12 protein-coding genes and 3 pseudogenes are annotated in these 12,498 nt (G+C 69.3%); 5 read left to right on the forward strand and 10 right to left on the reverse strand.

The annotated features are described in order from the left end of the window. Positions 1 to 142 precede the first annotated feature (142 nt). Complete coding sequence (locus tag JAP66_RS21995) at positions 143 to 433, forward strand: hypothetical protein (protein ID WP_199433716.1); 291 nt, start codon at positions 143 to 145, stop codon at positions 431 to 433. A 76-nt stretch (positions 434 to 509) separates the two neighbouring features. Here the strand turns inward: JAP66_RS21995 and JAP66_RS22000 are convergent, their stop codons facing one another. From JAP66_RS22000 to JAP66_RS32290, 8 genes and pseudogenes are all read right to left on the reverse strand, one after another. Next, positions 510 to 1,415, reverse strand: coding sequence for a carbamate kinase (locus tag JAP66_RS22000; RefSeq protein WP_199433717.1), 906 nt, complete (start codon positions 1,413 to 1,415; stop codon positions 510 to 512). Positions 1,416 to 1,434: 19 nt separating this feature from the next. Next, complete coding sequence (locus JAP66_RS33250; RefSeq protein WP_372449003.1) at positions 1,435 to 1,626, reverse strand: arginine deiminase family protein; 192 nt, start codon at positions 1,624 to 1,626, stop codon at positions 1,435 to 1,437. Positions 1,627 to 1,786: 160 nt separating this feature from the next. Then, positions 1,787 to 2,431, reverse strand: a pseudogene (locus JAP66_RS33255) (arginine deiminase family protein); the annotation flags it as partial. A 3-nt stretch (positions 2,432 to 2,434) separates the two neighbouring features. Beyond that, positions 2,435 to 2,821: a hypothetical protein gene (locus JAP66_RS32275; protein WP_235999241.1), complete on the reverse strand. Its 387-nt coding sequence runs from the start codon at positions 2,819 to 2,821 to the stop codon at positions 2,435 to 2,437. Further along, entirely contained in the window at positions 2,809 to 2,985 is a 177-nt protein-coding gene (locus JAP66_RS32280) for an amino acid permease (protein WP_235999243.1), read from the reverse strand. The genes JAP66_RS32275 and JAP66_RS32280 overlap by 13 nt, the downstream gene beginning before the upstream one ends. An 89-nt stretch (positions 2,986 to 3,074) precedes the next feature. After that, positions 3,075 to 3,749: pseudogene (locus JAP66_RS33260) on the reverse strand (amino acid permease); the annotation flags it as partial. Positions 3,750 to 4,077: 328 nt separating this feature from the next. Beyond that, complete coding sequence (locus JAP66_RS22015) at positions 4,078 to 6,675, reverse strand: cation-translocating P-type ATPase (RefSeq protein ID WP_199433719.1); 2,598 nt, start codon at positions 6,673 to 6,675, stop codon at positions 4,078 to 4,080. A 478-nt stretch (positions 6,676 to 7,153) separates the two neighbouring features. Next, positions 7,154 to 7,822 (reverse strand): cation-transporting P-type ATPase, encoded by a 669-nt coding sequence (locus JAP66_RS32290; protein WP_307849674.1) that lies wholly within the window; start codon positions 7,820 to 7,822, stop codon positions 7,154 to 7,156. Positions 7,823 to 7,960: 138 nt separating this feature from the next. Here JAP66_RS32290 and gap point away from each other — a divergent pair, with 138 nt between their 5' ends. Next, on the forward strand, positions 7,961 to 8,968 hold the full coding sequence (gene gap, locus JAP66_RS22025; RefSeq protein WP_199433720.1) for a type I glyceraldehyde-3-phosphate dehydrogenase: 1,008 nt from the start codon (positions 7,961 to 7,963) through the stop codon (positions 8,966 to 8,968). A gap of 6 nt (positions 8,969 to 8,974) precedes the next feature. Beyond that, entirely contained in the window at positions 8,975 to 10,114 is a 1,140-nt protein-coding gene (locus JAP66_RS22030; RefSeq protein ID WP_199433721.1) for a site-2 protease family protein, read from the forward strand. Between the two features lie 177 nt (positions 10,115 to 10,291). Here JAP66_RS22030 and JAP66_RS33000 read toward each other — a convergent pair. Further along, positions 10,292 to 11,067: pseudogene (locus JAP66_RS33000) on the reverse strand (SulP family inorganic anion transporter); the annotation flags it as partial. A 313-nt stretch (positions 11,068 to 11,380) separates the two neighbouring features. On the opposite strand from JAP66_RS33000, the gene JAP66_RS22040 reads away from it, so the two are divergent. Both JAP66_RS22040 and JAP66_RS22045 read left to right on the forward strand, forming a co-directional pair. After that, complete coding sequence (locus tag JAP66_RS22040; protein ID WP_199433722.1) at positions 11,381 to 11,806, forward strand: Hsp20/alpha crystallin family protein; 426 nt, start codon at positions 11,381 to 11,383, stop codon at positions 11,804 to 11,806. 75 nt (positions 11,807 to 11,881) lie between these two features. Continuing rightward, a complete protein-coding gene (locus JAP66_RS22045) occupies positions 11,882 to 12,028 on the forward strand; it encodes a hypothetical protein (RefSeq protein ID WP_199433723.1) in 147 nt (48 codons plus the stop codon). 88 nt (positions 12,029 to 12,116) lie between these two features. Here the strand turns inward: JAP66_RS22045 and JAP66_RS33265 are convergent, their stop codons facing one another. Then, a complete protein-coding gene (locus JAP66_RS33265; RefSeq protein ID WP_372449000.1) occupies positions 12,117 to 12,314 on the reverse strand; it encodes an Hsp20/alpha crystallin family protein in 198 nt (65 codons plus the stop codon). Between the last annotated feature and the right edge of the window lie 184 nt (positions 12,315 to 12,498).

The raw sequence follows: 12,498 nt of genomic DNA on the forward strand, positions 1-12,498 counted from the left end.
TTCCTCGCCACCGGTCGTGCGTGAAGAACAGGTCACTGTAGAGCCGTTTGGCGTCCCGGTACCAGTTGAGAGTCGAAAGGCCCGCACTCTGGCGACCGTCGGCCCCTGCCCTACCGCACGTCGCGGCCATAGCCTCTCTTGCATGGCAGGTAAACAAGTGCGGCGGAGCATGCCACAACACACGAATATCATGGCCGAGCAGCGGTCTCGCGCGGTTCGCGCCGTAGCACCGCAAGCGCAGGACGCGAACGACTTCACCATGCTTCTCGACATGCTCGGCCTGCGCGCCAGTGACGCACGGCCACCGATCGACAGTGCGCACGACCCGGCGACTGAGCCGGACATGGACCGTCAGGACAGGCAGCTGCTGATCAGCAGACTGACCGCGCTTCTGACGTCGACCGACATCGACATCCGTGGCCTACCCCGCTGACCACCTCATGGGCCACATCGGACCTCGGAACGGCCGAACGGCCAACACGATAAGGCCGTTGGCCGCCGCACGGCAGTCACAGATGAACGCGGGTGCCGTCGGTGCCCGCGAGCAACTCGGCGGCACGGTGCACGGCGCCGATGGCCGCGATCTCGCCACCGGCGGCCAGGAAACGCCGGCACGCCTCGACCTTGGGGCCCATCGAGCCGTCGGGCAGGCCGAGCGCGGTCAGCTCCGCCACGGTGGCCCGCGTGATCGGCTCCGCGCGCGGCGTGCCGAAATCGCGCTGCACAGCGGGTACATCCGTGAGCAATAGCAGCGCGTCGGCCTTGAGCTCGCAGGCCAGCAGGGCCGCCGTGAGGTCCTTGTCGACGACGGCCTCGACCCCACGCAACCGTCCATCGGCCCCAGCCGCAACCGGCACCCCACCACCGCCGCCCGCGATCACCACCGCGCCGTCGGCGGCCAGCCGGGCGATCACCGGCAACTCCACGATCGACACCGGCTCCGGCGAGGCGACGACCCGGCGCCAGCGGCGGCCGTCCCGGCGCAGCACCCAGCCATGCTGGGCCGCGAGCGTGCGTGCCTTCGTCGGCGAGTAGCCGGGGCCGATGAACTTCACCGGCCGCGCGAACGCGGGGTCATCCGCATTGACCACCGTGCGCGTGAGCATTCCGACCACGTCCCTGCCCGGCAGCGCGGTGCTCAGCCCCGCGGCAAGCCAGTACCCGATCATGCCCTGGGTTTCGGCGACCAGCACATCCAGCGGGTACGGCCGCGCCAGGAGCCGATCGGCCTCGCTCTCCAGTGCCAGCATGCCGACCTGCGGGCCGTTACCGTGCACGACCACCAGTTCGTGCTCACCGGCGAGCACGGCCAGCGCGGCCACCGCTGCCCTCAGGTTCTCCTGCTGCACGGCGTAGTCGGCGCGCTGGCCCCTGCGCAGTAGCGCGTTACCGCCAAGTGCGGCGACGATTCTCACCAGCCACCCTCCGCACCCTTTACGACAGCGCCTCGCGTTCTACTGGGCAACTCCTGCAGCGCGGCCCTCCTCTGCCCCTGCCGAGCTCGCTGCCCGGGATCGTGATCACCTCGATGCCATGCTTGCGCAGCATCGTGTTGGTTGTGACGTTGCGCTCGTGGGCGATGACAACGCCGGGCGCGACAGCGAGCACGTGTTCCCGTCGTCCCATTGCTCCCGCTCAGCCGCCTGCACGTCCTGCTGGGCCTGGAGCACCCGCACCCGCGGCAGGCCGAGCAGGTCGCCGACGTCCGCGAAGAAATGCTCGTCCTCCCGCACGGCCGGCGCAGCCCGGGGTAGAGGGTGAACGCGTCGGTGTCGACCATGGTCAGCACGGTGTCGAGGTGCATGAACGTCACCGCCCTCCAAGGTGACACCCGGGTCGTCGAGGCCCAGCCAGCGCGGGATGTCGCGGCCCGCGAACAGCGGGTGGAACCGGTATACGGCTTCGACGTGCAGGCTCTCCCTGCGGCGGGCGGGCTTGGCCATCGGGTTGACAGTCACGCCGTCGAAGACCCAGCACGAGGTGTCTCTGGTGAACAGGTGGTTGGGCCGCGGACGCAGGAAGAAGTCGTCGGGGACCGCGCTCGCCTGCCGCAGGCTCTCGGCCGACGGCGACGCCAGCTCGCGCTTGGTGATGCCACCGACGAGGGTCCTCGCCAGCGCCTCGGGGTCCATCTCCTCGCACGCCGCTCGCAGGGAGCCGGTGATGGCGGCGCGCTCGAGCAGCCACGCCCGCGCCTCGTCGTCCTTGAGAGTCTCGGCGAGCAGCTCATCGAACAGGTGCACGTGCACCCGTGCTCACGCAGGGTGTCGGCGAACACATCGTGGTCCTGCCTTGCCCTGCGCACCCAGAGCACGTCGTCGAAGAGCAGTTCATCCTTGTTCGACGAGGTCAGCCGCAGCAGCTCCAGGTCCGGCCGGTGCAGCACGACCCGGCGCAGCCTGCCGATCTCACTGTCCACTGTAAAGCACACTCATCAGGCGGCCTCCACCCCGTGCTCGGCCTGCTCGGCCGTGCCTCCGCGCCGCTTCTGGTAGGCCAGCCATACATAGACCGGTATCCCGGCCAGTAGCAGTAACAGGCCCTTGGCGATCACCTCGTAGCCAGAGCCCGCGATGGCCCATACCGAGTAGGCGGAAGCCAGCACGGCGATGACGCCGTGGGTCAGCAACCGCTTGCCCTCGAACCGCTCGCGGTCGGCGACAAGCAACAGCAGTTGCGCCATCGCCGAGTAGGCGTACGGGATGAGCGTAGTGAGCGTGGCCAGCAGGATGACGAAGGTGAACTGCTCCACCAGACTCGCCGTGTAGTTCATGAGCATCAGGCCGGTGACCAGCACGCTGGACACGATCAGGCCGAACACGGGGTCCCGTTGCCAGTAGTCCTGCCGAACGCCTTCGGGAACAGCCCGTCCTTCGAGGCGGCCAGCGGGATCTGGCCCTGCAGCAGAACCCAGCCGTTGAGGGCGCCGAACGCGGCCACGACCGCGCCCGCGGCCACCACGTTGCCGGCCCAGCCGCCGAACACCGCGGTCGCGGCGTCGGCGAAGGTGCCGTCGACTCGGTCAACTGTCCGCGCGGGACCACGCCCAGCACGGCGACCGTGCCCAGGACGTAGACCACCGCGGTCACGATAGTGCCGATCAGCGTGGCGCGCGGGATCGTGTGCCGGGGGTCGCGCACGTCCCGCGCGGGGACCGTGGCCGACTCGATGCCGATGAACGCCCACAGCCTCAGCGCCGCCGCGGCCGTCACCGCGCCGAAGGAACCCTGCCCACTCGCGTTGAACGGCGTGAAGTTGGCCGAGTCGGCGAAGAACGGCACCACGAGCGCCACCGCGAGCAGCGGCACGAGCTTGAGCACCGTGGTCACGACCTGCACGATGCCACCCTGGCGCACCCCGAACGCGTTGACGGCGGTGCCTCCCCAGATCGCGGCCAGCGCGACCGCGGCCGCCGCCAACCGGTTGGTGGCCAGCACCGGCCAGAAGTGGGCAAGGTAGCCGACGAATGCCACGGCGATCGCGGCGTTGCCCGCCCAGATCGCGATCCAGTAGCCCCACGCCGTCTGGAAGCCGAGGAAGTCACCGAACGCGCGGCGGGTGTAGGCGTACGGCCGGTGTCGGGGTAGCTGCGCCCGAGCCGGGCGAATACCAGCGCCAGCAAAACGGCGCCTGCGGCGGTGAACCCCCACGCCACGAGGCTGATGGCACCGAAGGAGCCGAGTGCGCTGGGCAGCAGAAACACACCCGAGCCGATCATGTTTCCCATCACGAGCGCCGTAGCCGCCCATAAACCGAGGCCACGCCTTCGCCGACGCAATGCGTGCCCGTCATGTGCCCAGCACACCGGTTTCCCACGGCCACGTCCGGAGGAAGGAGGACCAATGTGTCGGTGACGAAGGTCCCGGCTGGGCCAAGGGACTCCTCCCCTGCCCTACCGCCAACCGTGTGACCACGCATGTCACACGTCTGCGCGCCAGCGGACGCAGCAGATCCGTCGGCTGATCGCTCCGGTCAGCACGCCGTCAGTGACCGCGGGACGACACCCCAACCAATCGGTGAGCAGGCCATCGTGCGGGGCTCCGCCGGGCGAGGCCGATGCCGGTGCGCCGGGCTCCCTCACCGGTGTGCAGCCTGACCACAGCCCTGGTCTTGTTGCATGATCCCTCTCCGGCTCCTGATTGTCTTGTAAGCCGTGTCGGCTAGCCAGACGGCAGGGATCGCGAGCACCGCGAGGCCCCAGCCGAGTGGCGTGGGGAGAGTACCGCCGAGTAGGTCCGGCAGCGGTGGGACGAGTAGGAAGGCGCTGAGCACGGCGACCTCGAACACGAGCGCGTAGAGCAGTAGCGCGTTGCCCCGGACGCCGGTTCGGCCGATCCAGCGGGATTCGCTGCGGCAGGCGAACGCGTTGGCCAGTTGTCCGAGCACGATGGCGGTGAACGCGGTGCCCGAGGCCGTGGCGAGTAGCCCCGCGCTCGGCGTGGTGCCCCAGGTCCAGCCACCCGCGATCAGGACGAGCACGAACGCCAGCATCGTCGCCGCTCCCTCGGCGGGTCCCAGCACGCCGAAGGCCCTGCTCAGCACATGCCGGTCGATCAGGCCGTCGGTGCGTGCGGGGCCACGCATGGTTCTTGGGTTTGGCGGTTCGGCGCCGAGTGCGAGCGCCGGCAGGAGGTCGGTGCCGATGTCGATCGCGAGGATCTGTAGCACGCCGATGGCCAGCGGGATCGACTCCCCGGACAGCGCCCATACGACGAACGGTGTCAACTCGGCGACGTTGTCGGTGAGGTGGTAGGTGAGGAAGCGGCGGATGTTGGCGAAGGTGGCCCGGCCGAGTTCGATCGCGGACACGATCGTGCCGAAATGGTCGTCCAGCAGCACCAGGTCGGCGGCCTCGCGTGCGACGTCGGTGCCGGACGCGCCCATGGCCACGCCGATGTCGGCGGTACGCAGGGCGGGACCGTCGTTCACGCCGTCTCCAGTCATCGCCACGATGTGCCCGCGTGCTTGCAGGACACGGGCGATGCGCAGCTTCTCCTCCGGTGCGACTCTGGCCACCACCACGCCATCGCGGTCCAGCAGTGCGCCCAGCGCAGCGTCGTCGAGTGGCAGGTCTTTGCCCTCGACGACGAGCCCGTGCTCGCCGAGCAGGCCGACCTCGGCAGCGATCGCGGCCGCCGTCCCGGGATGGTCGCCGGTCACCATGGCCAGCTTGATCCCCGCCGTGCGGCACGAGGCGATCGCGCCGGCGACGTCGGGTCGCGGTGGATCCTCGAGCCCGACCAAGCCCAGCAGTTCCAGGTCCCGCTCGGCGGCGAGCTGATCGTCTACCGTGGACTCGGGCGAGCGTCGTGCGACCGCGAGGACACGCAGACCCCGGAGGCTCATGACCATGGCGGCTTCCGCGGCGTCCGTGCGTGCGTGGGCGCACAGCCGAAGCACTGAGTCCGGGGCGCCAGTGACGTGCACGCCATCCGCATCGACCACGGACGAACGGCGACGGTGCGGGTCGAAGGGGTATCGTGCCGACGGCACCGGTGCCGCCCTGGCCCCTGCTCGCGCCGCGAGCACGTGCAGCGCCACCTCCATCGGATCGCCCACCGGATGCCACCGGTCGTGCCGTTGCACGGCGCGGGCGTCCGGGGAGCAGCGTGCGGCGCTATCGGCGAGTCGGGTCGCCGCCCGCACGGCGGCGGGCTCGCCGGTGAGCACTCCCCCGGGCGCATAGCCCTCACCCTCGACGGTGACCGTGCCCGCCGGTGTCCACACCTCGATCACCGACATCTCGTTGCGGGTTAGCGTGCCCGTCTTGTCGGTGCAGATGAACGTCGTCGCCCCGAGCGTCTCCACCGATTCAAGCCTGCGCACGAGCGCATTACACGCCGCCATGCGCTGCGCAGCCCTGGCCAGCGAGAGTGTAACGGTCGGCAGCAACCCTTCCGGGACGAGCGCCACGGTCACGCCGATGGCGAGCAGCACGCTTTCCCCGCCCGCCTTACCGAGCCCCAGGGCGACCAGGAAGAACGTGACTCCGACCGCGACCGCGGCCAGCGCGATGACCTTGACGACGCTATGCAGTTGGGTGGCCAGCGGGCTGCGCGGTCTGCTGGCACGTTCGGTGACCGCGGCGATACCGGCGAGGCGGGTGTGGGCTCCGGTCGCCGTCACCACCGCGGTACCGTGCCCCTCGACCACATGGGTACCGGCACGCACGGCCGCGCCGGGGTCGGGGCGGATCGGCGTGCTCTCGCCGGTGAGCATAGACTCGTCGACCGACAACGCGCCGGCCGCCGTCAGGGTCGCGTCCGCGCACACCCGGTCACCCGCCTCGAGCAACACGACGTCGCCGATCACCAACTCGTCCGCATTGACGACCGTGGCGTGGCCGTCCCGGCGCACCGTGGCGCGCACGGGCAGCAGGTCCCGCAGCCGCTCGGCAGCACGATCCGCCCGAAACTCCTGGACGAACGAGAACGCCCCGTTGAGCACGATCACCACGGCGATGGCCACGGCCAGTGCCGGCATCCCGGCCAGTAGCGCGAGTCCCGCGGCGAGCCACAGCATGACGGCGAAGAAATGCACCAACTGGCCACCGAATACGAGCAGCGGATGCGGACGGCGCGGGCGGGGCAGCGTGTTCGGCCCCTGCTCGCGCAGCCGGGCTGCGGCCTCGCCGGCGGTGAGGCCGCGCGCCATCGCCTCAGAGCTGAGGGGCATCCCTGCTATCCCCCCGTCCATCAATAACCACTCCACTGGCGATCGACGCGCTCCCTTCCCGCTGCCAGCCCGCGAACCTCCGGCGATCGAGCGCCAGCCGCGCGATCCGGAAGGCGCCCGCGCGCGCGGTGACAACCCCGAGCCATGTCATAGTCGCCGCAGACACGCGCCATCGGTGCCGCGGGTGGTGCGTCGGCGAGCAGCACGCCCGTCACCTGATATCAAGTGCTCGCCTCGACTTCGGCGACCCGTAACTGGCGCGTGTACGCCTGTGACCCGAGCACGACCGCGAACGGCAACGCCACCAACGGGATAGGGAATCGCCAGTATCAGCAGGTAGCCCTGGAGCCGGTCATGCCCCCGTGCCAGCGGGGTACGGCCCGGATGGACCCGCCACCGCAAGCGTGTCAGGCACGCCGTGGACTGTCGCATCTCACCGCCTCGATCACGGCGACCAGCTGTCCCGGCTCCGGCCCCGTCACACAATCGGTCCTTCCGGAAGCCCTGCGGTGCCCATGGTTCTCTCCCCGTTTCGCAAGCATTTCCAGACGCTAGGAGCACGCTGACCGGCTGCGCTGTTGCCGTTGGTCACCGGCTGCGGGGACTTTCGTCCATCGGGCCGACTGAACCCGACCACCTCGCGGTGATCGAGATGTCCCGGCACGAGGCGGATGCCGAGAAGATCGCGCTCGCCTCCCCGATCCCCCGCCGCAGAACCGACCGGCGCCGCCACAGCCCGCGGCACTTGCCTGCCTCGCGGATCGCGATGCTGGCCGAGCGCGTGGCGGCACGACGTGCTGCTCACCGCGACGCTGTGTGAACCCGGGTGCTCGACGACGGCAGCTACCCACAGCTGATCCTGCATGGAGATCACGGCGGAGTCGACCCGCTCTCCCAGCACCAAAGTCACGGCACCGGCCGCAAGGAGCACGTAGATGAGCGGGTGATGTAGCTGCCGCAGCAGCCGCACGATCGGGCGCGCCGCGCGCGTCCGCGGCAGCACATTCGGCCCGTAGCGGGCACGGCGCTCACGCGCCTCGGCCGTGGTCAGACCGGTGTCCGGGTCCGTCTGCACGAGCAGCACAACCTCGTGGATCGCAAGGTCGTGGTGCGAGTTCCCTCGCTGCGTTCGCACAGTCGTAGCCACCGGCCCAGTCCCTCCAAGCAGCAGCCGGGCGACATCGATCGTTAGTCATCGCCCGCCGGGTCCTTCGACCCTGGAGATGCCGGGGCATAGCTACACAGCATCAAGGTGACGTCACCGACGAAGTGGGAGGGGCTTTTCATGACCGTACTACTGGGCATCAACGGATTTGGCCGGATCGGCCGCGCCGTCGTACGCGCCGCGCTCGCCCGCTCTGACCACGAGGTCGAGGTCGTCGCGGTCAATGACGTGGCGGACGCGCATACGCTTGCCTACCTGCTCGAGTACGACTCGACCCACGGCAGGCTGCCGTCTCCGGTGACCGTGCACGACCAGGCGATCGTCATGGGCGAGCACCGGATCCACGTCACCGGCACACCCGACCCGGCCCGGATTTCCTGGCGGAACCACGATGTCGACGTCGTGATCGAGGCGACCGGCCGGCACCGGACACGGGAGGCCGCGGCAGGGCATCTCACTGGAGGCGCCGGCAAGGTCATCATCTCCGCGCCCGGCGAGGGCGTCGACACCACCATCGTGCTGGGTGTCAACGAGGACACCTACAAGCCAAGCGAGCACCACGTGATCTCAGCGGCGTCGTGCACGACCAACTGTGCGGCGCCGATGGGCCTGGTGCTGCACCGCGCGTTCGGGGTGCGGCGCGGCCTGATGACTACGATCCACGCCTACACCAATGACCAGTCGCTGCTCGACCAGCCGCACAAGGACCTCCGCCGCGCCCGCGCCGCGGCGGTGAACATGGTGCCCACCACGACCGGCGCCGCGCGCTCGGTCGGGGAAGTCCTGCCCGAGCTGGCCGGCAAGCTCGACGGCGTTGCGGTGCGCGTGCCGGTGGACGACGGCTCCCTCACCGACCTGGCCGTGGAGCTCGAAGTCCCCGTCACCGCTGGGCAGGTCAACCGGGCCTTCGCCGACGCGGCCACCGGCTACCTCAAGGGCGTCCTGCGCTACACCGACGCCCCCATCGTCTCGCGCGACATCGTCGGCGATCCTTCCTCGTGCGTCTTCGACGCGAACCTGACCAAAGCCATCGACAACCTCGTCAAGGTGTTCGGCTGGTACGACAACGAATGGGGCTACGCCAACCGCATGCTCGATCTGGCGGGCCTCGTCGTCCAGGGCAAGTAGGTATCGATGTTTCGCGGCACCGTTCCACTCGGTCACCTCGGCGGGGTCCGGCTTGGGGCGCACTGGTCGGTCGCGGTCGTGGTCGGGCTCATCGCGTACCTGCTGGCGTCTTCGATACTCCCGGCCGCCGCGCCCGGCCTCGCGTCCGGTTGGTATTGGGTGGCGGGGGTACTCACCGCGGCGTGCTTCATGGCGTCGCTGCTCGCCCACGAGCTCTCCCACGCGGTTACGGCCCGCCACCACGGAGTGCCCGTCGCGGGGATCACGTTGTGGATGCTCGGCGGCGCCGCGGAGCTCGAAGGCGAGCCACCCGACCCCCGCACGGACTTCCTCATCGCGGCGGCCGGCCCGGCGAGTAGCCTGCTCATCGGCGGTGTGTGCTGGGCGGCGGCCGCCGCCTCGAGCGGGGTGTTCCCACCGATCGTGGTGGGCTCGCTGCTCTGGCTAGGGCTGAGCAACATCGCGCTCGCGGTGTTCAACCTGTTGCCCGGTGCGCCGCTGGACGGCGGCCGGCTTGTGCGCGCGGCGGTATGGAAGCGCACCGGTGACCGGCGCCGCGCGGTCGGCGCCGCGGCGAAAGCCGGGCAGGTGCTGGGGACGCTGCTGGTGGTCGCCGGCTTCACCGAGGTTCTCTTGCTCGCCCAGTTCACCGGACTGTGGCTGGCGCTCATCGGCTGGTTCCTGATCGGGGCCGCGGCGGCGGAGCGCGCACACGCCAACGTGCGGGAGCAGCTCGCGGACATGCCGGTGCGTGCCATCATGAGCCCCGATCCGGTCATCGCTCCGGGATGGCTGACGGTCGAGGCGTTCCTGGAACGGATCGCCTTCTCCGCACGGCACCGCACCTTCCCGGTCGTCTCGTTCGAGGGGGCTCCCATCGGGGTGCTGAGCCTGAGTGATCTCGCGAGACTCACGCCCGAACAGCAACTCACGACCCGGGTGTCCGACGTGTGCCGCACGCCGCCCCGAGTCGCGATCGTGCCCGCCAGCACCCCGCTCACCGACATACTCACCCACCACCCGCTTCGCCCCGGCGCGGACCTGCTGCTTGTCACCGACAACGCCACGCTCGCCGGCGTGGTCAGCGCCCAGGACGTCACCAGGACCGTCGAGCTGGCCATGCTGCACCACCGAGAGCGCCGGTAACCCGCTCCCCAAGGGCGCATTGTGGTTGCGTTCAACGCGACCACAGTGCCCTTGGGCGGGCGCTACTCCTCCTCGCGGCTGCCGAACGCCACGCCCGGTGAGCACGTTGTCGGAGAACCCGACGATCGCGATCCCCTCGTCCCGCAACGAGAACACGGCCACGACCACGGTCGCGAGCAGGATTCCGATGAGCGGACCGGGGCTGCGTGGCGCCAGCTTGCCCAACACGAGCAGCAGCGCGAGCACGCCGTCCGACAGCATGGCCGTCGGCCAGTGAGCCTGCGCCGATGTAGAGACGAACGATCGCAGCTCGGCGAAGAACTCCTCACCGGTGACGGGCACACCGGTCACTGTGCCCAGCTGGCTGACGATGTCACCCCGACTAGCAACGCCAGCATCGCCGCCAGGGCCGCGTATCTGCCGGGATCCCCCGCGGCGATCGGCGCCAACGCGACCGCCGTCATCAGGGCTGTGGTGGACTCCAGCCCCACCGACAGCTGCCGGGACGAACCGAACAGCACATACACCGCGAGCGGGCCCACGATCGCCCACAGACCGGTCACCGGCGGCAAGTCGGCCACATCGGCATAGGCCATCACCTGTGGGACCAGGTAAGCCGCCACGGTGACGCCGGCGAGCAGGTCACCCGCGCAGCCAGGCACGCTCGTAGCGCCGGAACTGGGCCAAGCCCGGTACAAGGCTCCCGATGACCACACCGATGACGACAGCACCGCAAAGACCTCACGCGCCAGAGCACAGCGGCACGTGCCACCGGGCCACAAGGCCCTGCAACACACCAACCTGGCTGACCTGTCACCTCGCCGAGCCCGACGAGAGACGGTGACCATCGACCCAGGCACCGTACGACTTTCCGCTCCACGGTACTCCTCGTGCGCGCCGACAGCCTCTACTCGACGCTTCCCCGGAGAAGGCACCCGGCACGGTGCGGTCATGACAACCGCCGTCGGCAAGCTGAGCGCCGTCCTGCGGACGGCCACCGGACTGTTGTTCCTGTGGGCGTTCTCTGGACAAGACCCTCGGTTTCGGCTACGCCACCACCACGGAGCGTGCCTGGATCAACGGCGGTCCCACCGAGGGTTTTGTGAGCGGGGTTTACCGAAGCCTTCCGCTCGTAGACCGGAACCGGTGGCTGCTCTGACGAAGGGTCTTTGGTCCCGCAGGAGCTGCACCGACGACCCTACATATGCAGGCGGCACGCAGCGTGGAATCGGCGATGTCAGTTCAACCCGAGCGAGAGGACTCGTGATGAGTTTGCCCGTCCGCAGGCAGGCGCCATCCCTGCTGCCCGACCTGCACGATCTGTTCGACATGTTCCCCTCCTTCCCCGGGATCCGGCCGCTGCTGGACTTCCACTCCATCCGGGTCGAGGACAAGGTCGAGGAGAATCGCTACGTACTACGTGCCGAGCTTCCCGGCATCGATGCGAGCAAAGACCTGGACATCACTGTCCAGAACGGAATGCTCACCATCGCGGCGAAGCGGTCCGAGGAGAAGACGGAGAAGGGCCACTCCGAGTTCCGGTACGGCTCCTTCACACGGACGGTCGCGCTGCCCACCGGCGCGAAGGAGGACGAGATCGAGGCCGACTACACGGACGGTATCCTCACGGTCGTCGTCGGCCTCGGCGAGCCGAAGGAGCCGACCAAGCACATCAAGGTGCGCAAGGCCTGACACCCCGCGGTGGCGGCCCGCCGGGTGCCGGGCCGCCATCGCGCCCGGCAAACCCAGGAGATTCCATGCCGCAGCATGTCGTCTGGTAACCCGACCTCCGCACGCGGGACACCGCGCTGGCCGGCGGGAAAGGCGTCAACCTTCGCCCTGCCCGACCAGGTCGAGCTGGCCGCCGCGCTACCGGTGGACGGCGTCAGCTTGCTGCGGACGGAGCTCATGTGATCACCGAGGCGCTCAACAGGGCGGCATCGCTCGGCACTGCTGCCGATCAGCGGCGCGTCGCGCCCCACCGTCATCTGCCGGAAGTGTACTACCGAGTGGTAGCCGCAGGCGGCAAGCTTCCTGGCAGGGAAGTCCTCCCGGCTGGTCTCTTCTCTTCGGTCCGCTGTGCGTTGATGCAGAGCTCCTCACCCTCGACGGTGATCTTGATGTCGTGTTCGGGATCCATCCCGGGCAGCTCGGCGCGCAGGATGTACTTGTGGTCTTCGACGGAGTCTTCCACGCGCACCCAGTGCCGGTCGGCGAACGTGCCGAACGGGAGCTCCGATTCGAGCCTGTGGAAATGTCTGGCAGCAGCGAACCCCGCGGTATTAGCGATGTCATCTCGTGATATCCCTCAGGCGGGTGTGCTCCGACACCGTCCAGGAAACCCCCGGTCTCGACCGGGGTGGCGGGTCACCGTTCCCTATCCG

Source organism: Qaidamihabitans albus (assembly GCF_016464705.1).
GTDB classification, from domain to species: Bacteria; Actinomycetota; Actinomycetes; order Mycobacteriales; family Pseudonocardiaceae; genus Qaidamihabitans; species Qaidamihabitans albus.